Genomic DNA, 21370 nt, shown 5'->3' on the forward strand with positions numbered 1-21370 from the left:
TCAGAAGCGCTGCTGGTACTTCATGTACATGAAACGACCGATGTCGTAGCCACCGTAGTAGGAGAACGACGAGTTCGGCTTGCTGTACATCACCGGCGCTTCCTTGCCGAACACATTGTTGGCGCCCACCGACACGGTTGCCTCCCACGGCAGGTTGTAGCGGAACTGCACGTCGTGGAAGGTCACCGCGCCCCGCTCGTTGTAGGCGGTCGGCGACTTCAGCCACGGGGCCAGGAAGGTCGGATCGGAGCATTCGTCGGCATACCGCGAGGCGTTGAGGCAGCGCTCCTTCACACCGGAGTAGTAGCGTGCGGTCCAGCTGACGCCGAAGTCACCTACATCCCAGCCCAGCACCAGGTTCGAGCGCACGCGGAACGCAAGGCTGGTAGCGGTGCCGATGGTGTTGGCAACGCCGTTGATCGGCGTGATCGCATCGCGGACATCATTGGTGGAGCGGTAGACGTTCTTGCTCACATAGGTACTGGTCCAGCCTGCGCTCAGCTTGCCGTAGCCGGTGTCGACGCGATAGCTGACATCCAGGTCGTAGCCCTCGGTCTCGGCGAAACCGGCATTGCGGTTGCCGAACTTCAGGCCGGTGACGATGCCGTTGGACGGATCGCGGGTGAAGCGGCTGCAGCGCGATTCGATGCCCTGCTCATAGCAATCCTTCAGGATCTGGTTGGGGCTGTCACCGACGATGGTGTTGTCGATGCGGATCTTCCACCAGTCCAGCGCCACATTGAAGTTGCTGAGGAAGGTCGGGCTCCACACCAGGCCCAGCGTTTTACTGGTCGAGGTCTCCGGAACCAGCAGCGGGTTGGAGCCGGACACGAACGGCGTCGGGGTGGCATCCTGCGCCGTGGTTACCGGCGTGTTGCCCTGCTTCAGCTGGCGGAAGTTGGCTGCATCGGCGATGTCACGTGCGCACCGTGCGCGGACTTCGGCACTGCCTTTGGCCGAGCCGAACACGGTGTCGCACGGGTCGCTGAACTGCGCGAAGGTTTCCGAACCACCACCGTACAGGTCGTTGATGGTCGGGGCGCGGAAGCCTTCTGCCCACGTACCACGGACCAGCAGCTGGTCGATCGGCTTCCACTTGAAGCCGAACTTGCTGTTGAGCGTGTTGCCGAAGGTGTTGTACTTGGAGTAGCGGGTAGCGGCATTGAAGCTCAGCTCGCGTGCGCCGGGCAGGTCGGCCAGCACCGGCACGTTGAGTTCCAGGTAGGCTTCCTTCACGTTGTAGCTGCCACCGGTCGGGCCAGCGGCCAGGTTGGTGGTGGCACCGGTCTGGGCCAGAGCGTCGGGGGTGTAGCGGCCATCTTCCTTGCGGCTTTCCACACCGAAGGCGAAGCCCAGGTCGCCGGCCGGCAGGGTCAGGATGCTGCCGGACAGATTGGCGAACGCGTTCTTGGTGGTGGTCCGGCCGGTGGTGTGCTCCGCCGGGAACAGCCAGGCCATCAGCTCTTCATTGCCGGTCAGTCCGTTCGGATCGTTTCTGCCGTAGGGCACCAGCGGGTTCCACGGCGTGCAGCCGCTGATCACCGCGCCCGGACGGCCACACATCACCTTGCCGGTGGCCGGATCCAGGAACGACGGGCCCACGGCGTCACGCACGCGCTTCTTGTGCAGGTTGCCGGTGGCGGTGGCGGTCAGCTCGTTGCGGTTGTACTGGTAGCCCACGTCCCAGTCGAAGTAGCGCTGGCCGATCTCGAAGCTGCCATCCAGCGACACTACCGCACGGTAGGTCTTCAGTTCGCTGGTGCTCACGCGCGGGATTTCCCAGGTGCGGCGGTTCCAGGCCACGTCGGTTGGCCTGGCATAGCCGTGCTGGGTGCCGAACGGGTTGAAGTAGCTGTCCTTGGACATCAGGCCGGTGGCGGTCGGGTCACCGGAGATGGACACCGAGCTGGACTGCAGCGGGTAGCCTGCAATCTGGCGCTCGGCCGAACGCTTGTTGTAGCCGAATTCGGTGCGCAGGTTGACCTGGTCGGTGATCTTGAAGCGACCGTCGAAGTACACCGAATCACGCTTGAGCGGATACATGACGTGCATCTGTTCGTTGGCGTTGCTGACGTCGCCGGTGAACGGGGTTGCGTCGGTCAGGTGGTAGTTGGCCGGGTTGGTCGGGTCAGCGCCGCGGTTGAGTGAGTAGCCACACCCCTGGGTGGCGTTGGTGCAGCCCGGGCCGCCCTTCAGGCCGGTAACCTGGCCCCACTGGCTCAGCGTGGTCCAGTTGGAGGCGTCGTTCGGGTGGCGGTCGCTCACGCCGTACTTGCTGAACCAGCGGTCCTTTGCCCAGACGCTCTTTTCTTCGGAGTGCTCCAGTGCCAGGGTCAGCGACACGCGATCGTTGCTCCAGCCGCCGACCACATCGAAGCGGTCACGGGCACCGTCGCCTTCGCTGTACTGGCCGTGGTAGACATTGGCGGTCACGCCGCTGACGTTGGAGCGGGTGATGATGTTGATCACGCCCGCCATCGCGTCGGAACCGTAGATGGCCGAGGCGCCGTCCTTCAGCACTTCAATGCGCTCCACCGCAGACACCGGCAGCGAGGACACGTCCTGGTAGCCGGAGGTGCTGATGCCCAGACGCTTGCCATTGACCAGCACCAGGGTGCGCTGCGCGCCCAGGTTGCGCATGTCGATATAGGTGCCGCCGGTGTTCTCGCCAGCGCTCAGCGCGTTGGCACGGCTGATCGCCGGGCTGCCCATCGCGGTGACGTTCTGCAGGATGTCGGCCACCGAGCTGAAGCCCTGGCGCTCGATGTCCAGCCGGCTCAGTGCCAGGACCGGCTGAGCGGTCTCCACGTCCACCTGGCGGATGCGCGAGCCAGTGATCTCGATGCGATCCAGGGTGGTCGGCGCGGCAGTGCTGCCACTCTGGGCGAACGCAGGCAGCGCGGCCAGCGTCGCAGTGGTTGCCAGGGCGTAGCGGATGGCCTGCCCCAGGGGGGTGGTGCGTGAAGTCATGACGAGCTCTCTCTCTCTCAGGTCGTGCAGGGACGCCAAAAGGGGCGTCGAAGAAATCGGTCGCCGATAAGCGGACCGATGACCCGATAGTAGTCTCGTTGGTTAAGTTTCTGTAAAGAGGGTATGTCGGTTTGTACCAGCTTTCTTCATCAGATTTCACGAAAGCTCAACAAAAGCAGTCGCTTAGCGGTCACGCTGAATGCGCTTGCTCGACATGATCTGCTGCATCGCAGCAGATCTATGCGGGGCACGTGCGCGAACTGTAACGGTGTGTGACCTACTCCCCTCGTGGGGGCGCGGCGCTCAGGCCACGAACGGCCGGAACTGGATGCCCAGCCCGGCGATGCCATCGGTCTCGCCGATCAGGTCCGCGCGCAGCAGCGGCCGGGCATCGATGAAGGCCTGCGGCACGATCAGCGACAGGCGGTTGTCGTCGGCGGTCAGTTCCAGTGCCGGCAGCGGATCGTCCTCATGGGCACGGTTGAGCAGCACCGCCAGGCGCAGCAGGGCGGCCAGCCGGCGTGCGGTCAGCAGCAGGCGCTCGGGCAGGGCGTCGAAGGCGGTCTTGGTCACGCTGCGGCGGTGGCTGCGCACCAGCGCGGCCAGCATCTGCTGCTCCTGGCGCGAGAAGCCGGCGATATCCGAGTGCTCCAGCACATAGCTGCCGTGCACGTGGTAGCCGCTGTGCGCGATCATCAGGCCCAGCTCGTGCAGGCGCGCGGCCCAGCCGAGCATGCGCGCATCGTCGGCATCGAGCCTCCAGCGATCCTGCACCTGTTCCAGCAGCGACAGCGCGGTCTCCTGCACCCGCTCGGCCTGCACGGTATCGATGCCGTAGCGCTGGCTGAGTGCGGCCACCGATTCATCACGCAGGTCGTTCTCGCCGGCGCGGCCGACGATGTCATACAGGATGCCTTCGCGCATCGCGGCCTTGCTCACCAGCAGCTTCTGCAGGCCCAGCGCCTGGAACGCGGCTTCCAGTACCAGGATCCCGCCGGCGATGATCGGGCGGCGGTCGCTGGACAACCCGGGCAGCTGGATGTCGTCGATCTTCTTCGCCTTCAGCAGTTCATCGCGCAGCTGCGGCAGGGCCTCGGCGGTGATCGCGCCCTTGCTCAGCTTCATCGTCGCGCAGATCTCGCTGATCGCCTTGTGCGTGCCTGAAGAACCCAGGGCTTCCTGCCAGCCCAGCGCGCGGTACTTGCTGGCGAAGGGCTGGAACTCACGGCCGATCTCGGCCAGCGCATCCTTCCAGCGCTTCTTGCTCAGCTTGCCGCCAGGGAAGAAACGCCGTGTGCTGGCGATGCAGCCGGCCTGCAGGCTTTCGCGCTCCAGGGTCTGCATGCCCATGCCGATGATGAATTCCGTGGAGCCGCCGCCGATATCGATCACCAGCCGGCGCTGGCCGGGCTTGGGTGGTTGCGCATGGGCCACGCCCAGGTAGATCAGGCGCGCTTCTTCGCGACCGCTGACCACTTCGATGGCATGCCCGAGCGCGGTTTCGGCGGGAACCAGGAACGACTGCGGCGAGCGCAGCTGGCGCACGGTGTTGGTGGCCAGCGCACGCACCCGGTGCGGCGGCACATTGCGGATGCGCTGGCCGAAGCGGGCCAGGCATTCCAGTGCACGTTGGCGTGCAGCGGAAGATAGACCACCCTTGCCATCCAGGCCATCGGCCATGCGCACCGTCTCGCGCAGGCGGTCGATCACCCGCAGCTGACCGAGCGTGTAGCGCGCGATGACCATGTGGAAACTGTTGGAGCCAAGGTCGATGGCGGCCAGCAGGTCGCCATCCTGCAATGCGGGCGGAGTCGTGGTGGTATGCGGCATGGACGAATGTTAGCCGAAGGGGCGGTGTGCTCGTCACCGCGCGGCCTTCACATTTTGGAAGGAGGCGTGCAGCACGATGGCAAGGGGTCAGATCCCGCTGTGGGTGGGTGCCGACCGTTCGTCGGCACTGATCGAATCCCGACCAGCGGTCGGGATCCACCGGGGCAAGACTACAGCCCCTGCATCAATGCCATCTGCGCGGAATGCGGCGCTTCGTCGTGCGCCGGCGCGCGCTTGTGGTAGATGCCGTCGGCATCCAGTTCCCAGGCGTTGAGATTGTCGTCCAGGTAGTTCTGCAGCACTTCGCGATAGACCCGCTTGGCCAGCTCCGGGTCGAGGATCGGGAAGCAGGTCTCGACCCGGCGCAGCAGGTTGCGCTCCAGCCAGTCGGCGCTGGCGCAGTACATTTCCGGAGCGCCGTCGTTGCCGAACCAGTAGACGCGGCTGTGTTCCAGGAAGCGGCCGACGATCGAGCGCACGCGGATGTTGTCCGAGATGCCCGGCACACCCGGGCGCAGGGTGCAGGCGCCGCGGATGATCAGGTCGATCTGCACGCCGGCCTGCGAGGCCGCGTACAGGGCGCGCACCACCTGCGGTTCGTTCAACGCGTTCATCTTGGCGATGATCCGCGCCGGGCGGCCGGCGGCGGCGATGCGCGTCTCGCGCTCGATGCGGCCGAGGATGCCGGTATGCAGAGTGAAGGGCGACTGCAGCAGGCGCTTGAGCTTCATCTTCGAGGCGAGGCCGGACAGCTGCTGGAACAGCAGGTGCACGTCGTTGCCGATGTCCGGGTCAGCCGTGATCAGGCTGATGTCGGTGTACGCGCGGGCGGTACCGCTGTGGTAGTTGCCGGTGCCCAGGTGTACATAGCGGCGCAGTTTGCGGCCTTCGCGGCGCACGATCAGCAGCATCTTGGCGTGGGTCTTGTAGCCGACCACGCCGTACACCACCTGCACGCCGGCCTCCTGCAGGCGATCGGCCAGGCCCAGGTTGGCTTCCTCGTCGAAGCGCGCGCGCAGTTCAACCACCACGGTCACGTCCTTGCCGTTGCGCGCGGCCTGGATCAGTGCATCGACGATCAGCGAATCCTTGCCGGTGCGGTACAGGGTCTGCTTGATCGCCAGCACGTTCGGATCGATCGCCGCCTGCCGGATCAGGTCCAGCACCGCGGTGAAGGCATCGAACGGATGGTGCAGCAGCAGGTCCTGGCGTGTCACTGTCTCGAAGATGCCGTCGCTGTCGCGCAGGGTGCGCGGGGTCATCGGCGGGTACTTCAGGTCCGGCTGCGCGATCAGGTCGTACAGCTGGATGATGCGGTTGAGGTTGACCGGGCCATCAATGCGGTAGACCGCGTTCTCGGTCAGGCCGAAATTCTGCAGCAGGGTGCGCACGATCTCACGCGGCATGTCGTGGGCGATCTCCAGGCGCACCGCCGGCCGGTAGCCGCGGTCCACCAGCTCGTCGCGCAGCGCCAGCGCCAGGTTTTCCACTTCCTCCTCATCCACCACCAGCTCGGAGTTGCGGGTAACGCGGAACTGGTAGGCGCCCTGGACTTCCATGCCCGGGAACAGCTCATCGACGAAGGTGGACAGCACCGACGACAGGAACACGAAATTCTGTGATCCGCCCAGCTTTTCCGGCAGCTGGATGATGCGCGGCAGTGAGCGCGGCGCACGCACGATGGCCAGGTGGCCGGCGCGGCCGAACGCGTCGGTGCCTTTGAGCACCACCACGATATTCAGCGACTTGTTGAGGATCTTCGGGAACGGATGCACCGGGTCCAGGCCCAGCGGCGACAGCACCGGCATGATCTCGTTGCGGAAATAGGCGCGCAGCCAGCGCCTCTGTCGATCGGTCCAGGAATGGCGGCCGAGCACGCCGATGCCGGCGTCCATCAGCGCCGGGCGCAGCGTCTCGTTCCAGCAGCGGTACTGCTGGTCCACCAGTTCGGCGGCGCGGTCATGAATGGCGCTGAGGATGGCCTGCGGGCTCATCCCGTCCGGTGCCGGCGGCAGGCCGAACTCCTGCGCGTGGCGCACGGCGGCGGCGCGGATCTCGAAGAACTCGTCGAGGTTGGTGCAGGAGATGCACATGAAGCGCAGGCGCTCCAGCAGCGGCACCTGCGGGTCCATCGCCTGGGCCAGCACGCGGAAGTTGAAATCCAGCTGCGACAGCTCACGGTTGATGTACAGCGCCGGGTCGCGCAACGGATCGTTGTCCGGGCTCACGGGGAGGGGGAGGGATCCGAGGCTGCTCATGGCGTCATTCTTCGATGGAGGTCAGGGGGGCGGACTCGCGCGGGCGCACGTGGTCGGCATCGAAATGGCAGGAGAACACCGAGCCCTTGCCGACTTCGCTTTCGATCTCCAGCCTTGCGTGGTGCAGGCCGAGGATGTGCTTGACGATCGACAGGCCCAGTCCGGTACCGCCACTCTCGCGTGAGCGGCTGCTGGAAACCCGGTAGAAGCGTTCGGTCAAGCGCGGCAGGTGCGTGGCGGGAATGCCGTAGCCGGAATCGCGCACGGCCAGCACGGCGCCGTCGCCCTCGCGGCGGAACTCCACCGCGATGCGGCCACCGGCCGGGGTGTAGCGCACCGCGTTGGTGACCAGGTTGGAGAAGGCGCTGTGCAGCTCCTTGGTCGAGCCCTGCAGGTCGACGCCGGCCAGATCGTCGATGCTGATCTGGTGGCGGCCCTGGCTGTGCGCTTCGGCCTCGCGGCGCAGGGTTGCCAGCATCGGCTGCATGGCCACGGTCTCTTCCTCGCTATGTTCCTGCGATTCCAGGCGCGACAGCGTCAGCAGGTCTTCCACCAGCTGGGCCATGCGCTGGCTCTGCTTGCGCATTTCCTCCAGCATCGGTCCGGTTCCCGGGAAATCCTCCGGGTCCATCATGTCCAGGTAGCCGTGGACCACGGTGAGCGGCGTGCGCAGTTCGTGTGAAACATTGGCCACGAAGTCGCGGCGCACCTGTTCCAGGCGAAGCAGCTTGCTGACGTCACGCGCGATCAGCAGCCAGTAATCCGACGAATAGGGAATCAGGCGCAGGTTCAGGCGGATCGCCGGGTCGACCGGCGAGGGCACGTCCAGGATCGGCTCGGCGTTGCGGCCACCGGCCAGCCAGTGCGCCAGCGGCATTGGCTGCAGGCGTTCGACCAGGGCCTCGCCAAGGTCGCCGGGATGGTGCAGGCCGAGCAGGGCGGTAGCCGCTTCGTTGAACCACTGCACGCGCTGGCTGTTGCGGTCCAGCACCACCACCGCATCGGGAAGCGCGGCGGCAGCGGCGCGGTAGCTGCGCAGCATGTCCAGCAGGCGGCGCTTGCGTACGCGCATTTCCACCTGGTTGCGGTACAGCAGGCGGTCCAGCTCGTTCCAGACGCCGCTGCCTTCCTCGGCGGTGTCCCAGCGCTGGCGCGCGGTCAGCCGCCGCAGCACGCTGCGCAGCCGCCAGTAGTGCCAGGCCAGGGTGGCCAGCGCGCCCAGTGCGATGCACAGCCACAGATGCCCCGAGAGCCACCCCACCAGTCCGGCGAACAGCAGCACCGCGGCAACGGTGGCCAGGGTCTTCAACCAGGCAGAGCGGATGTGGCGGGGCATTGCGATCTCGTCGTTGAGGTGCGGCGGTTCACTGGGGTGAACCGAGGGTTATAGCAGAGTTGCCGGCGCCGGCACCCGCAGGTGCTTGGCGCCGGCACGACGAGACTCAGGTGGCAGTGGAGAAACGGTAGCCGGCGCCGCGCACGGTCTGCACCATGTTCTCGGCGTTGAACGGTTCCAGCGTCTTGCGCAGGCGGCGGATGTGCACGTCGATGGTGCGCTCCTCCACGTACACGCTGCCGCCCCACACATGGTCCAGCAGCTGGGCGCGGGTATAGACGCGCTCCGGGTGGGTCATGAAGAAGTGCAGCAGGCGGTATTCGGTCGGGCCGATCGGCACCGGCTGGTCATTGGCGAATACGCGATGCGCCGCGCCATCGATGCGGATCGGGCCGACCGCCACGCTGCCGTCCTCGTCGTCCTCGCGGGCGCGGCGCATCACCGCGCGGATGCGGGCCAGCAGTTCGCGCGCCGAGAACGGCTTGACCACATAGTCGTCGACGCCGGCTTCAAGGCCGCCAACGCGGTCGTTCTCTTCACCGCGCGCGGTCAGCATGATGATCGGCACTTCGCGGGTCAGCGTTTCCTTGCGCCAGCGACGGGCCAGGTCCAGGCCACTCGTACCGGGCAGCATCCAGTCCAGCAGGATCAGGTCGGGGACGCGGTCGGCGATCGCAGTCTGGGCCTCCCGGGCATCGCCGGCGTGGACCGGTTCGTAATCGCCCTTGCGAAGGGCGAAGGCGACCATTTCACGGATCGCGGGCTCGTCATCGACGATCAGGATGCGTTTCTGCACGAGGACACCGTAGGGCTCGGTTACTGGAGTGGTGCCAGTAGACTACGGTTTGATGACATGTTTGTGACTACCCGGCCTGGAACCGGCTGGGACTGCCATCGGCCGGTCATGCAGCGCTCAGCGCCGGTCCAGGTCCGGATCCTGCACACCCTGGCGGCGCAGCTCCAGCACGGTCGGGGTGATCGATTCGATGCGCGCGTCAACCCGCGCACGGCCGATGTAATCCAGTGCCGGGTTGCGCTTGAGCGCCTGCAACTGCAGCAGCGCCTGCTCCGGCCGTCCGCTGAGGAAGGCCGCCTCGGCATAGGCCTCGCTGGCACGCACGCTGTCGCCGGCCAGCTCGCTGGCGCGGGCATATCGCTGCTGGAAGACCGGATCGTTACCGCTTTGCGACAGCAGGGGCCGCAGCATGGCCTGCGCGCGCTGGCCGGCCTCGCGGGTACCCTGTTCGTTCAGGATCTCGGCATAGGTCAGTGCCACCGGGCGGCTGTTGGGGTGCTGGCGCAGCAACTGCTCGAAGCGGCTGTTGGCCTGGGCGGCCTGGCCGGCCCGTGACTCCGCTTCGCCCAGCGCCAGCGCCAGCCACAGGTTGTCCGGCCGGCCCTGCAGCAGGCCGGCCAGGGTCTGCCGGGCCTGGGTGGCGCCGGCGCGACCGCCGCGCATCACAGCCAGCGCCTGGCCATAGCGCTGGGCATCGTTGAGGCCGTCCTTCTGGCGCTTGGCCAGGTCGGCATACTCGCGTTCCAGCTCGGGCGCGGAGTCCGCGCTGAGCACGCGCAGGCGCTCGCGCGCCCAGTCGAAGTCGCCACTGGCGCCGCGGCTGAGCTGGCCCATCGGGATGCGCAGCACGTTGCTGGGCAGCAGCGGGTTGTTTCCGCGCAGCAGGGGCTCGGCCAGGCTGGGGTCGGCCGGGTCCACGCGCTCCCTGCGCTCGCCGCTGGGGGTGGTGGTGGTCAGCAGCACCGTGTCCTTCTTCATCTGCTCGGCGCGGGCCTTGGCCTCGCTGATGCGGGTGATGTTGACCGGGTGGGTGCGCAGGAACTCGGGCACGCTGTAGCCGCCTTCGTTGCCGCGCATCGCCGATGCCATCCGTTCGAAGAAGCCGGCCATGGCATCCACGTCGTAGCCGCTGCGCGACAGCGTGCGGATGCCGAGGCGGTCGGCCTCGGACTCGTTGGAACGGGTGTAGTTGATCTGCCGCTGCTGCATCAGGCCCATGCCGGAACTGATCGCGGCCATGGTCGCGTTGCCGGAGGACGTGCTGTTGCTGGCCTGCGCGGCCACCACCGCCGCCAGCATGCCCAGCAGGATCGGGATCTGGTCGCGCTGGGCGCGCTCTACCCCGCGCAGCACGTGCTGCTGGGTAACGTGGGCGATTTCGTGGGACAGCACCGCCGCCACCTCGTCCTCGCGCTCGGCGGTCAGCACCAGGCCGGCATTGACCCCGATGTAGCCGCCGAGGGTGGCGAAGGCGTTGATCTGCCGGTCCTTCATCACGAAGAAGGTATAGGGCTGCCGTGGCTGGTCACTGTTGGAGCCGAGCCGGGTACCCATGGTCTGCAGCCAGTCGTTCACCAGCGGGTCGTCCAGCAGGTAGCCATAGTTGCGCAGCTCGCGCAGCATCATCGCGCCGTACTCGGCCTGGCGGGCCGGGGTCAGCAGCTCACCGGCCGAGGAGCCGATGTCGGGCAGCTTCTCCTGGGCCTGGGCCTGGGCCAGCGGCACGGCCAGGGCCAGGGTGACGGCGGTAGTCAGCAGCAGGGCTCGCAAGCAGGGGGTCCTCGGGCGGGGCGCGCCAAGCGTGGCAGGGCAGGGGGCAACCATTCGTTAATCCACAGTGTTGCGGCCGTGGCGTGGAAATTCCAGCGCACCGGTACCATATGTAGACCGTCGATCCATCGTGGAGTTTCCCGTGACAGCCCAGACCGCCGGCGGTGCCCCCGCCATCACCATCTATTCCACCGCCGTCTGCCCGTACTGCGTGGCCGCCAAGAACTTCCTGAAGAGCAAGGGCCAGCAGTGGACCGAGGTCCGCATCGACCTGGACCCGGCCGAGCGGGAGAAGATGGTGGCCAAGACCCGCCGTACCAGCGTGCCGCAGATCTTCGTCGGCGACGTCCATGTCGGCGGCTACGACGACATGATGGCCCTGCACCGTGAAGGCAAGCTCGAGCCGCTGCTGGCCGGGCAGGGTCAGGCATGAGCGCGGCCGACGACGGCAGCAAGGACCGCATCGCCGAGTTCACCGACTTCCGCAAGCGCATGAACGAACGCATCCTGGGCGAACCGAACCAGGTGGTGCGGCGCTTCTTCGCGCTGGACACGCAGACCTACCAGGCCGGCGCGCTGGACGTGAAGACCAAGGAACTGCTGGGCCTGGTGGCTTCGATGGTGCTGCGCTGCGACGACTGCATCAGCTACCACGTGGCCCAGTGCAAGGACGCCGGGGTGACCCGCGAAGAGTTCTTCGAGACCTTCTCGGTCGGCCTGGTGGTCGGCGGTTCCATCGTGATCCCGCACCTGCGCCGCGCGGTCGACTTCCTCGACCAGCTCGAAGGCGGCGCCGCCGCGCCAGCCGCGCACGAGCACTGAGGGGCGTGCTGGCCGCGGGCCGGCATCGCCTGAATCCGGCATGGCCGGGGTTGCCGGCCAGCGGCCGGCACTACCGGACCTGCAAGGGGGCCTTCCCCGCAATCCAACAGTCCAGGAGCCCCCTTGTTGTTCAAGGGGGCGCGCCGACAGGCGCAGGGTTAAGGCGGGATGCGCGGGCAATTCTGCCTGAGCCGGGGACTGGGACCATGGTCTATTTGGGACCTCGGCCCCGGCTCAGGCATAATTGCCGGTGAAACTTCCTTTGCGCCGGCGTTTCCGGGCACGTCCGGACGGCGTTTTTCCCCCTGTTCGGAACATCGATCAATGACGCAGAAAATTACGGTCATCCGCGGCGACGGCATTGGCCCGGAAATCATGGACGCCACCCTGTTCGTGCTCGACCAGCTCAAGACTGGCCTGGAGTACGAAGACGCTGACGCCGGCCTGGTGGCCCTGGAAAAGCACGGCGACCTGATGCCGGCGGTGACCCTGGAATCGATCGCGCGCAACAAGGTCGCGCTGAAGAGCCCGCTGACCACCCCGGTCGGTGGTGGCTTCACCTCGATCAACGTCAGCCTGCGCCGCCATTTCGATCTGTACGCCAACGTGCGTCCGGCCCACACCTTCCCGAACACCAAGTCGCGTTTCGACAACGTCGACCTGATCACCGTTCGTGAGAACACCGAAGGTGCCTACCTGGCCGAAGGCCAAGAAGTGTCTGCCGACGGCGAGACCGCGTTCTCCGGCACCCGCATCACCCGCAAGGGCTCCGAGCGCATCGTGCGCTACGCCTTCGAGCTGGCCAAGAGCACCGGCCGCAAGAAGGTCACCGCCGTGCACAAGGCCAACATCATCAAGTCGACCTCGGGCCTGTTCCTGAACGTCGCCCGTGAAGTGGCCGCGCAGTACCCGGACATCGAATTCCAGGAAATGATCGTCGACAACTGCTGCATGCAGCTGGTGATGCGTCCGGAACAGTTCGACGTGATCGTCACCACCAACCTGTTCGGCGACATCATCTCCGACCTGTGCGCCGGCCTCGTCGGCGGCCTGGGCCTGGCCCCGGGTGCCAACATCGGCAAGGATGCGGCGATCTTCGAAGCCGTGCACGGCACCGCGCCGGACATCGCCGGCCAGGGCAAGGCCAATCCGTGTGCGCTGCTGCTGGCAGCCGCGCAGATGCTGGACCACGTCGGCCAGCCGGAAAATGCCGAGCGCCTGCGCAAGGCCATCGTGGCGACCATGGAAGCCAAGGACTCGCTGACCGGCGACCTGGGCGGCACCGGCACCACCATGAGCTTCGCCAAGGCCATCGCCAGCCGCCTGTAAGCGGCCGGTCGGCCTCGGTTGGATCCCAGCGGGGCGCCTTCGGGCGCCCCGTTGCGTTTTCCGGTAGATCCACGCCATGCGTGGATGACGGAATGATCGGTTGTGCGGTTTTCGCACAGGTCATGTGCCCCCGCACGGCTGGTTCGTGCGCCAATCGCTCCGCATCCTGTGCCCCACACCCACCGCACAGGAACCCTCCCATGAACCTCACCGCCTTCGGCCTGGCCAGCCTGATCGGCATGGCCGTCACCACTCCGGTCGTCGCCGCCGAGCCGGCCCATCCCACCATCCGCCATATGGCGGGCGCGCCGGTCGCGGCCTCGCTGGATGCGGCGAAGACTGCGGTGTTGGTGATCGACTTCCAGAACGAGTACTTCGACGCCAGCGCCGCGCCGGGCTTCGCCGGTGGCCGCATGGTCATTCCCGATGGCGTGGCCGCACTGCGCCAGGCCAAGCGGGTGGTCGCGTTCGCCGATGCCCACGGCATCCGCGTGATCCACGTGCAGCATGTGTTGCCGGCCGGCGCACCGCTGTTCGCGCTGGGTAGCGTCAATGCCGACTTCCATCGCGACCTGCAGCCGCGCAAGGGCGAGACCGTGGTGCAGAAGGACAACGTCAGCGTGTTCGCTGGCAGCTCGGCCGCGGTGCTCGACACGGTGCTGAAGCATGCCGGTATCGACACCCTTATCGTCACCGGCCTGCAGACCCATGCCTGCGTCGCCGGTGCTGCGCGCGACGCAGCGGCCGCACCACGTGGCTACCGGGTGATCGTCTCGTCCGACGCCAGCGCCAGCCGCGACCTGGACCTGGCCGGTGGCCAGCGCATCGGCCATCGCGCGCTGCATGACGCCTCGCTGGCGCAGATCGAAGACGCGTTCGGGGATGTCATGAGTACCGACGCGATCCTGGCGTTGCCGGTGCGCAAGGCTGGCGACGGCGCTTGATAAGCTGGCGGGGCCCGCATGCCGTGGGCACCGCAACGTGGAGCCACTAGCCGATGGATCACTTCGCCGCCCTGCGTGCGCTGCGCGCCATCGTTGACGCGGGCAGTTTCACCGCGGCCGCTGAACGCCTGGGAACCACCCACTCGGCGATGTCACGGCAGTTGCGCCAGCTGGAAGAACATCTGCAGGTTCGCTTGCTCGATCGCAACAGCCGCCGGCTGTCATTGACCGAGGCCGGGCGCGACTACTATCGCGAGGCGGCAACGCTGCTGGACCGCCTGCAGGAGGCGGACGATCGTGCCCGCGCCGGGCAGGCGCAACCCCGTGGCAGGGTGCGGATCAGCGTGCCGCAGGTGGTGGCCAGCCAGGAGCTGCCGCATTGGTTGCCGTCCTTCCTGCAGCGCTACCCGCAGGTCGCGCTGGATCTGTCGGCCGATGATCAGCTCGTCGATGTCGTCGGTGGTGGCTTCGACCTGGCGCTGCGTATTGCAGCCTCGCTACCGGACAGCCAGCTGGTCGCGCGCGAGCTGGCCAGCTGCCCGCGCATCCTGGTCGCCGCACCGGCCTACCTGGCGCGTCATGGCCTGCCGCGTCAGCCGTCGGACCTTGCGCAGCACGCGCTGCTGGGGTTCAGTCCTGCAGCGGCGATGTCGCCCTGGCAGCTGCAGGGGCCGCGCGGCGCCAGCGCGAGCATCGAGGCCGGGCAACGCCTGCGGGTGGATGCAACGCCGGCGCTGTATGCCGCCGCGCTGGCGGGCATGGGCATCAGCCTGTTCACCGCACTGACCGTGCAGGAAGACCTGCGCGCCGGTCGTTTGATCCGTGTGCTGCCCGCCTGGCACGCCGGGCAGCGGCGCTACTTCGCGCTGTATCCGCATGCGCGGGCGCTGGCGCCGAAAGTGCGCGCGCTGGTCGAGCACCTTGCGGCGCACTACGCTGCACAGGTGGGCGCGACTGGCTAGCCGGGAAATGCAGCGATGCGTAACAAAGAGAAAAGGGCGCCCAGAAGGCGCCCTTTGTCGTTTATGGCTCTATCCGGTTCAGCGCTGCTGGATCTTCGACAGCAGGCGCAGGAACTCCACATATAGCCAGACCAGGGTCACCATCAGGCCGAATGCGCCATACCACTCCATGTACTTCGGCGCGCGCTGGGCGACACCGGTCTCGATGAAGTCGAAGTCCAGCACCAGATTCAGCGCGGCCACGACCACCACGAACAGGCTGAAGGCGATGCCCAGCCAGCCGGAGTCATGGATCACCGGCACGTTGATGTTGAAGAAGCCCAGCACGAACGAGGCCAGGTAGAGCAGGGCGATGCCGCCAGTGGCCGCGATCACGCCCAGCTTGAAGTTCTCGGTGGCCTTGATCAGGCCGCTGCGGTACGCGAACAGCAGCGCGAACAGGGTGCCGAAGGTCAGCAGCACGGCCTGGTATACGATGCCGGGGAACTTGGCGTTGAACACGGCCGAGATGGCGCCGAGGAACAGGCCTTCCACCAGCGCGTACATCGGCGCGGTGACCGGCGACCATTCCTTCTTGAAGACGGTGATCAGCGCCAGCACGAGGCCGCCGATGGCGCCGCCCATGGCATACAGCTTGGCTCCGGCCATGACCTGGCCGTAGTCATCGATGGTCTGGTTCCAGGCGAAAGCGGCCGTCAGCACGGTCAACAGCAACAGGAAGCCGGTCTTGTTGACGGTGCCGTTGAGGGTCATTGCCTGGTCGGGGCTGGTCACCACCGAGCCGCTGGCGAGGTCGAGGAAGGTCGACTCGGAAAGAGCCGGATTGCCGCTGCGCATGCGTGTTCTCCGTGCGAATGAAAGGTCGGGACGGCCGTCCGGCCGATGTCTGCGAGCATAGCCGATGACCACGCATGGCGCCGTGGCGGTTTCATGGCTGGTCTCGCCTGCGTTGACAGCTCACGATGTGCTTGGCCACAATGAACGACTCCCCGGGCCTGGCCCGAGGGGATTGCAAGACCGGGGTATAGCGCAGTCTGGTAGCGCGCCTGCTTTGGGAGCAGGATGTCGGGGGTTCGAATCCCTCTACCCCGACCAATCCCACGTCACGTCGGATTGGACACCGTTCCGGTTCGGGCGCCCGTAGCTCAACTGGATAGAGCACCGGCCTTCTAAGCCGGCGGTTACAGGTTCGATTCCTGTCGGGCGCGCCATCGGCGAGTAACGGGATCGCATCGGCCGATGTGAAGAAGTGCTTGCAAAAGCGTAAAGACTCCACCAGAATATCGGACTCGCTTCGGCGGACCGGAACTTCGGTGACAGTCTCCAGGCAAAGGTTTCAAGTTCCGTCGCCAGCCGCATCGGCAGGAACAAGCGTTTCAGTGGTGGCTGTAGCTCAGTTGGTTAGAGTACCGGATTGTGATTCCGGTGGTCGGGGGTTCGAATCCCCTCAGCCACCCCACTGTTTCAACCGTGCCGGCGCAGCCGAAACGGTATTGCAATAAGAAGAATGCACGCTACAATGTGCGTCTGAGTTTCACGGGCCGTTAGCTCAGTTGGTAGAGCAGTTGACTCTTAATCAATAGGTCCAAGGTTCGAATCCTTGACGGCCCACCAAGACAGAAGCCACCTGGTACGCCAGGTGGCTTTTTTCTTATAAGTGTGACTCCTTCATTTGGATGGATCACGCGTTGCAGGCCCCGCTCGGCGCGGATCTGCAACGGCAGCGGGATCGCAGTGCTGGTTTCAACGGCGTTGAAAAAAGTGCTTGCACCCACCGAGCGGATCGGGTCATAATTCGCGCCCCGATTTCGGGCTGTTAGCTCAGTTGGTAGAGCAGTTGACTCTTAATCAATAGGTCCAAGGTTCGAATCCTTGACAGCCCACCAGACGAAAGCCACTTGGTTCGCCAAGTGGCTTTTTTCTTGTCTGCGCGCCGGGTTGAGCGTGCGGATGCCTGCACGCCCGGCCGCACGTCATCCATGAATGGCGTGGATCTACTGAAGCGATGCTGAAATCAGGGGCATACGCGTCATCAGTGTTTTCAATGCTGTGCGCTGCTTCTCACCGCGTCGCGTCCTGTATCGCACCCAATGGATCTTCCGCGCCAGTGGCGCATGCACGAAGGAAGATGTTGATGGCTGATATCAATCGATTGCACCGCACGCTGTGGGTTCCCTTCGCGTTGCTGGCACTGGCGGCCTGTACGCCGGCCAACGATCCCGCGCAGACCGTCGAACGCGATGCTGGCACCGAGAGCGCTCCGGCGCGCCCGGTGGGTGAGGCAATGCAGATGCAGCCGGCTCAGCCCGCGGAAGGGGAGGCCCTGCCCGACGCGGTGGACGTGCAGCGCAATGCGGATGGTTCGGTGGACGTGCGCAAGGCCACGCCGGAGTCGGCGGCACTGCGGCGCACCGAAGACGGGGGCGTGGAGATCCGCAAGGTGGATCCTGCGGCCGAGTCTGGGTCCGATACGGCGCCGGCCAAGGCCAGGCCGCAGCAGTGAACCCTGCCACCCCGGATCAGCTTGCGCTCCCCGGGGTGGTCCAACGCGCGCGCCGCGCGATCGCCATGTTCAGTTTTGTGCAGGCCTTCCGATTCCTGCCATCGCCTGCGACAATGAACGCCTGAGCCGGCCACGCGAAAGTGGCGGAATTGGTAGACGCCCTGGATTTAGGTTCCAGTGCCGCAAGGCGTGGGGGTTCGAGTCCCCCCTTTCGCACCAGTGCCGGCCTGTCCCCGCCCTGATCGGGCCATCTGCGCCCCTTGACCGGCACGCGCTGGCAGTGCAGGCCGAATTGGGCGAAACTAAAGGGCTGCGGCAAGCAGGCGCGTCCCAGACGTCGCGTCCTTACAACCGTTTCATCCCAATCATCGAGCCGGGGGCGTGGGCCACCGGTGGCAGGAGTCAACATGCAAGCTTCGATCGAATCCACCGGCAACCTGGAACGCCGCCTGAGCTTCTCGCTGCCGGAAGAGCGTCTGCAGAGCCACATCGCCGGCCGCTTGGGCGAAATCGCCCGTACCACCCGCATCAAGGGGTTCCGTCCGGGCAAGGTGCCGGCCAAGGTGATCGAGCAGCGCTTCGGCGCGCAGGTCCGTGGCGAGGCGCTGGACGGCCTGCTGCGCGAAACCTTCGACGCGGCCGTGCGCGAGCACGACCTGCGCGTCGTCGGCAGCCCGCGCATCGACAAGGGCGACGAGGGTGAATTCTCCTTCGTGGCCACCGTGGAAGTGGTGCCGGACTTCGGCGACATCGACGTCAGCAAGCTGACCGTCGTGCGTCACACCGCCGAGATCACCGAAGCCGACATCGACCAGATGATCGAGAACCTGCAGAACCAGCGTCGTACCTGGGCCCCGGTCAGCCGTGGTGCACAGGAAGGCGACCTGGTCGCGGTGGAAACCTGGTCGCAGGCCGGCGAAGAGCGCCTGCCGGCCGAGGGCACCGAGAAGGGCTCGATCGTTCTCGGCCAGGGCATGATGTTCGACACCATCGAAAAGGGCCTGGTCGGCCTGGCCAAGGGCGAAGAGAAGACCCTGGACGTCGAGTTCCCGGCTGATTGGCGCGTGCCGGTGCTGGCCGGCAAGACCGTGCAGGTCACCGTCAAGGTTGCCGAAGTGTCCGAGCCGGTCGTGCCGGCGGTCGACGAAGCCTTCATCAAGAGCTTCGGCGTGAAGGGTGGCGACGTCGCGCAGTTCCGCAGCGACATCCGCGCCAACCTGGAGCGTGAGCTGAAGGGCGCGCTGATGAACCGCCTGCGCCGTGAAGTCGGCGAGCAGCTGATCGCGGCCTACTCGTCGGTCGAAATGCCGCCGCGCCTGGTCGAGAACGAAGCCCGCGCCATGCTGGCCCAGCAGGTCGAGCAGCTGCGCCGCAACGGCCAGAACGTCGGCGAGATCCCGGCCGATGCCCACGAAGGCTTCAAGGACGCTGCCGCCAAGCGCGTGCTGGTCGGCCTGCTGGTCGGTGAAGTGGCCCGCATCAACGACCTGCGCCTGGAAGCCAAGCGCCTGAACGAAACGATGCGTCTGATCGCTTCGACCTACGAAGAGCCGGAGCAGGTCATTGAGATGTACCGCAACGACCCCCAGCTGATGTCTGGCCTGCAGAACCGTGTGATGGAAGAGCAGGTGATCGACTGGATCGCCGAGCGTGCCCAGCACACCGAAGAGAAGCTCTCGTTCCAGGACGCGATCCGCCAGTAAGCCGGCGGATCACCGGATGCCCCGCGCCTTTGCCGGCGCGGGGTTGTTGCCCCCCAAGATAGGTACCTCACGTAATGGACAACCGAACCAAAGCCCTGAACCTGGTTCCGATGGTGGTCGAGCAGACCAGCCGCGGCGAGCGTGCCTACGACATCTATTCGCGCCTGTTGAAGGAGCGTCTGATCTTCCTCGTGGGCCCGATCGACGATCACATGGCCAACGTGGTGGTGGCGCAGTTGCTGTTCCTGGAATCGGAAAACCCGGAAAAGGACATCAACATCTACATCAACTCGCCGGGTGGCGTGGTCACCGCCGGCATGGCGATCTACGACACCATGCAGTACATCAAGCCGAATGTGAGCACCACCTGCATCGGCCAGGCCGCCTCCATGGGCGCCCTGCTGCTGGCCGCGGGCGAAGCCGGCAAGCGCTACGCGCTGCCGAACTCGCGCGTGATGATCCACCAGCCGCTGGGTGGCTACCAGGGGCAGGCCACCGACATCGACATCCATGCGCGAGAGATCCTGACCCTGCGTTCGCGCCTGAACGAGATCCTGGCCAAGCACACCGGCCAGTCGCTGGAGACGATCGCCCGCGACACCGAGCGCGACAACTTCAAGAGCGCCTTCGAGGCGCAGGCCTACGGTCTGGTCGACCAGGTCCTGGAGCGTCGTCCGGATGAGTCGATCCAGGCCGGTTGACCGGCCTTCACGGGGCCATGGAGGCCCCGTTCCTGCAGGGTCGGGCGGGACTGGTGTCCCCTCGGCCCTGTGCTATTCTCGAATCGAACCCCCGTTCAGCGGGTGGGGTAACTGGGTAAGCGAAGCATGAGCGAAGACCGCCAAGGTCGTTCCACGGACACCGGCAAGATCCTCTACTGCTCTTTCTGCGGCAAGAGCCAGCATGAAGTGCGCAAGCTGATTGCGGGTCCGAGCGTATTCATCTGCGATGAGTGCGTGGAGCTGTGCAACGACATCATCCGTGAGGAGCTTGAGGAGAAGGCGCAGTCGGCACGCAGTTCGCTGCCCAAGCCGCGCGAGATCCTCGAGGTCCTCGACCAGTACGTGATCGGCCAGAACCGCGCCAAGCGCACCCTGGCCGTGGCCGTCTACAACCACTACAAGCGCATCGAGAGCCGGCAGAAGAACGACGACGTCGAACTGGCGAAGTCGAACATCCTGCTGGTCGGCCCGACCGGTTCGGGCAAGACGCTGCTGGCCGAAACCCTGGCCCGCCTGCTCAACGTGCCGTTCACCATGGCCGACGCCACCACGCTGACCGAAGCCGGTTACGTGGGCGAGGATGTGGAGAACATCATCCAGAAGCTGCTGCAGAAGTGCGACTACGATGTCGAGAAGGCGCAGCAGGGCATCGTCTACATCGATGAAATCGACAAGATCTCGCGCAAGAGCGAGAACCCGTCGATCACCCGCGATGTATCCGGCGAAGGCGTGCAGCAGGCCCTGCTGAAGCTGATCGAAGGCACCGTGGCCAGCGTCCCGCCGCAGGGCGGCCGCAAGCATCCGCAGCAGGAATTCCTGCAGGTGGACACCAAGAACATCCTGTTCATCTGCGGCGGCGCGTTCGCCGGGCTGGACAAGGTCATCCAGGCCCGTTCCACCGACATCGGCAGCATCGGCTTCGGTGCCAAGGTGAAGAGCAGCGAGCGCAAGCAGGAAGTGGGCAAGGTGCTGGCTGAGGTCGAGCCGGAAGACCTGATCAAGTTCGGCCTGATTCCCGAGTTCGTCGGCCGCCTGCCGGTGGTCGCGACCCTCGAGGAGCTGGATGAGCCGGCCCTGATCAAGATCCTCACCGAGCCGAAGAACGCCATCACCAAGCAGTTCAAGAAGCTGTTCGAGATGGAAAACGTGGAGCTGGAGTTCCGTCCGGACGCACTGTCGGCCATCGCCAAGAAGGCGCTCAAGCGCAAGACCGGCGCCCGCGGCCTGCGCACGATCGTCGAATCGGTCCTGCTGGACACCATGTATGACCTGCCGTCGCAGGAGAACGTCAGCAAGGTGGTCGTGGACGAATCGGTGATCGAGCACAAGTCCGAGCCGTACCTGATCTACCAGACCCCGGCGGCCCCTGAACAGAAGGCCGCAGGCGCCGAGTGATCCTTCCAGGTTGTTGATTGGAAAGGATTT

General features: G+C 65.9%; 16 protein-coding genes and 6 tRNA genes. 15 read left to right on the plus strand and 7 right to left on the minus strand.

The genetic code is table 11. The features are described 5' to 3' along the window. The 6 genes from AC5P8C_RS17840 to AC5P8C_RS17865 all read right to left on the minus strand — a co-directional run bounded on the left by AC5P8C_RS17840 (window position 1) and on the right by AC5P8C_RS17865 (window position 10960). The gene (locus AC5P8C_RS17840) at window positions 1–2970 is read right to left on the minus strand and encodes a TonB-dependent receptor domain-containing protein (RefSeq protein WP_495219185.1); all 2970 of its coding nucleotides are present in this window, start codon (window positions 2968–2970) and stop codon (window positions 1–3) included. Window positions 2971–3273: 303 nt separating this feature from the next. After that, window positions 3274–4800: an exopolyphosphatase gene (ppx, locus tag AC5P8C_RS17845; protein ID WP_019659539.1), complete on the minus strand. Its 1527-nt coding sequence runs from the start codon at window positions 4798–4800 to the stop codon at window positions 3274–3276. 170 nt (window positions 4801–4970) lie between these two features. Beyond that, on the minus strand, window positions 4971–7058 hold the full coding sequence (gene ppk1, locus AC5P8C_RS17850; protein WP_019659538.1) for a polyphosphate kinase 1: 2088 nt from the start codon (window positions 7056–7058) through the stop codon (window positions 4971–4973). Between the two features lie 4 nt (window positions 7059–7062). Beyond that, window positions 7063–8394 carry a phosphate regulon sensor histidine kinase PhoR gene (gene phoR / locus AC5P8C_RS17855; protein ID WP_019659537.1) on the minus strand — a complete coding sequence of 444 codons (1332 nt, stop codon included), beginning with the start codon at window positions 8392–8394 and terminating at the stop codon, window positions 7063–7065. A gap of 106 nt (window positions 8395–8500) precedes the next feature. Continuing rightward, window positions 8501–9190, minus strand: coding sequence for a phosphate regulon transcriptional regulator PhoB (gene phoB / locus AC5P8C_RS17860; RefSeq protein WP_005408258.1), 690 nt, complete (start codon window positions 9188–9190; stop codon window positions 8501–8503). Between the two features lie 117 nt (window positions 9191–9307). After that, window positions 9308–10960: a M48 family metalloprotease gene (locus tag AC5P8C_RS17865; RefSeq protein WP_495219186.1), complete on the minus strand. Its 1653-nt coding sequence runs from the start codon at window positions 10958–10960 to the stop codon at window positions 9308–9310. 142 nt (window positions 10961–11102) lie between these two features. On the opposite strand from AC5P8C_RS17865, the gene grxC reads away from it, so the two are divergent. The 5 genes from grxC (at window position 11103) to AC5P8C_RS17890 (ending at window position 15017) form a co-directional block, all read left to right on the plus strand. After that, window positions 11103–11393 (plus strand): glutaredoxin 3, encoded by a 291-nt coding sequence (gene grxC / locus AC5P8C_RS17870; protein WP_019659535.1) that lies wholly within the window; start codon window positions 11103–11105, stop codon window positions 11391–11393. Then, entirely contained in the window at window positions 11390–11782 is a 393-nt protein-coding gene (locus AC5P8C_RS17875; protein ID WP_005408260.1) for a carboxymuconolactone decarboxylase family protein, read from the plus strand. The genes grxC and AC5P8C_RS17875 overlap by 4 nt, the downstream gene beginning before the upstream one ends. Before the next feature lie 324 nt (window positions 11783–12106). Continuing rightward, a complete protein-coding gene (locus AC5P8C_RS17880) occupies window positions 12107–13111 on the plus strand; it encodes an isocitrate dehydrogenase (protein WP_019659534.1) in 1005 nt (334 codons plus the stop codon). Window positions 13112–13311: 200 nt separating this feature from the next. Continuing rightward, the gene (locus tag AC5P8C_RS17885; protein WP_019659533.1) at window positions 13312–14055 is read left to right on the plus strand and encodes a cysteine hydrolase family protein; all 744 of its coding nucleotides are present in this window, start codon (window positions 13312–13314) and stop codon (window positions 14053–14055) included. A gap of 53 nt (window positions 14056–14108) precedes the next feature. After that, window positions 14109–15017 (plus strand): LysR family transcriptional regulator, encoded by a 909-nt coding sequence (locus AC5P8C_RS17890; RefSeq protein WP_019659532.1) that lies wholly within the window; start codon window positions 14109–14111, stop codon window positions 15015–15017. A 78-nt stretch (window positions 15018–15095) separates the two neighbouring features. Here AC5P8C_RS17890 and AC5P8C_RS17895 read toward each other — a convergent pair whose 3' ends face one another. Then, on the minus strand, window positions 15096–15854 hold the full coding sequence (locus tag AC5P8C_RS17895; RefSeq protein ID WP_019659531.1) for a Bax inhibitor-1/YccA family protein: 759 nt from the start codon (window positions 15852–15854) through the stop codon (window positions 15096–15098). Between the two features lie 181 nt (window positions 15855–16035). Between AC5P8C_RS17895 and AC5P8C_RS17900 the strand changes: the two genes are divergently transcribed. From AC5P8C_RS17900 to clpX, 10 genes are all read left to right on the plus strand, one after another. Next, a tRNA-Pro gene (locus AC5P8C_RS17900) sits at window positions 16036–16112 on the plus strand. Between the two features lie 39 nt (window positions 16113–16151). Next, window positions 16152–16228 (plus strand) — tRNA-Arg (locus tag AC5P8C_RS17905). A 171-nt stretch (window positions 16229–16399) separates the two neighbouring features. Next, window positions 16400–16476: transfer RNA gene (locus AC5P8C_RS17910), tRNA-His, on the plus strand. A 79-nt stretch (window positions 16477–16555) separates the two neighbouring features. After that, window positions 16556–16631 (plus strand) — tRNA-Lys (locus AC5P8C_RS17915). 196 nt (window positions 16632–16827) lie between these two features. Continuing rightward, window positions 16828–16903 (plus strand) — tRNA-Lys (locus AC5P8C_RS17920). A 248-nt stretch (window positions 16904–17151) separates the two neighbouring features. Beyond that, on the plus strand, window positions 17152–17520 hold the full coding sequence (locus AC5P8C_RS17925) for a hypothetical protein (RefSeq protein ID WP_019659530.1): 369 nt from the start codon (window positions 17152–17154) through the stop codon (window positions 17518–17520). Window positions 17521–17654: 134 nt separating this feature from the next. Further along, window positions 17655–17739, plus strand: a tRNA-Leu gene (locus AC5P8C_RS17930). Window positions 17740–17927: 188 nt separating this feature from the next. Beyond that, window positions 17928–19223 (plus strand): trigger factor, encoded by a 1296-nt coding sequence (tig, locus tag AC5P8C_RS17935; protein ID WP_019659529.1) that lies wholly within the window; start codon window positions 17928–17930, stop codon window positions 19221–19223. 74 nt (window positions 19224–19297) lie between these two features. Then, window positions 19298–19924 (plus strand): ATP-dependent Clp endopeptidase proteolytic subunit ClpP, encoded by a 627-nt coding sequence (gene clpP, locus AC5P8C_RS17940; protein WP_019659528.1) that lies wholly within the window; start codon window positions 19298–19300, stop codon window positions 19922–19924. A gap of 126 nt (window positions 19925–20050) precedes the next feature. Then, window positions 20051–21340 carry an ATP-dependent Clp protease ATP-binding subunit ClpX gene (gene clpX / locus AC5P8C_RS17945; RefSeq protein ID WP_019659527.1) on the plus strand — a complete coding sequence of 430 codons (1290 nt, stop codon included), beginning with the start codon at window positions 20051–20053 and terminating at the stop codon, window positions 21338–21340. Window positions 21341–21370 lie beyond the last annotated feature (30 nt).

This window comes from Stenotrophomonas sp. YJH_SMC_46 (assembly GCF_059370315.1).

Coding starts and splice junctions, on each gene's coding strand:
- AC5P8C_RS17840 (WP_495219185.1), bottom strand. CDS start 2,970: ATGACTTCACGCACCACCCCCCTGGGGCAGGCCATCCGCTACGCCCTG.
- ppx (WP_019659539.1), bottom strand. CDS start 4,800: ATGCCGCATACCACCACGACTCCGCCCGCATTGCAGGATGGCGACCTG.
- ppk1 (WP_019659538.1), bottom strand. CDS start 7,058: ATGAGCAGCCTCGGATCCCTCCCCCTCCCCGTGAGCCCGGACAACGAT.
- phoR (WP_019659537.1), bottom strand. CDS start 8,394: ATGCCCCGCCACATCCGCTCTGCCTGGTTGAAGACCCTGGCCACCGTT.
- AC5P8C_RS17875 (WP_005408260.1), top strand. CDS start 11,390: ATGAGCGCGGCCGACGACGGCAGCAAGGACCGCATCGCCGAGTTCACC.
- AC5P8C_RS17880 (WP_019659534.1), top strand. CDS start 12,107: ATGACGCAGAAAATTACGGTCATCCGCGGCGACGGCATTGGCCCGGAA.
- AC5P8C_RS17885 (WP_019659533.1), top strand. CDS start 13,312: ATGAACCTCACCGCCTTCGGCCTGGCCAGCCTGATCGGCATGGCCGTC.
- AC5P8C_RS17890 (WP_019659532.1), top strand. CDS start 14,109: ATGGATCACTTCGCCGCCCTGCGTGCGCTGCGCGCCATCGTTGACGCG.
- AC5P8C_RS17895 (WP_019659531.1), bottom strand. CDS start 15,854: ATGCGCAGCGGCAATCCGGCTCTTTCCGAGTCGACCTTCCTCGACCTC.
- AC5P8C_RS17925 (WP_019659530.1), top strand. CDS start 17,152: ATGGCTGATATCAATCGATTGCACCGCACGCTGTGGGTTCCCTTCGCG.
- tig (WP_019659529.1), top strand. CDS start 17,928: ATGCAAGCTTCGATCGAATCCACCGGCAACCTGGAACGCCGCCTGAGC.
- clpP (WP_019659528.1), top strand. CDS start 19,298: ATGGACAACCGAACCAAAGCCCTGAACCTGGTTCCGATGGTGGTCGAG.
- clpX (WP_019659527.1), top strand. CDS start 20,051: ATGAGCGAAGACCGCCAAGGTCGTTCCACGGACACCGGCAAGATCCTC.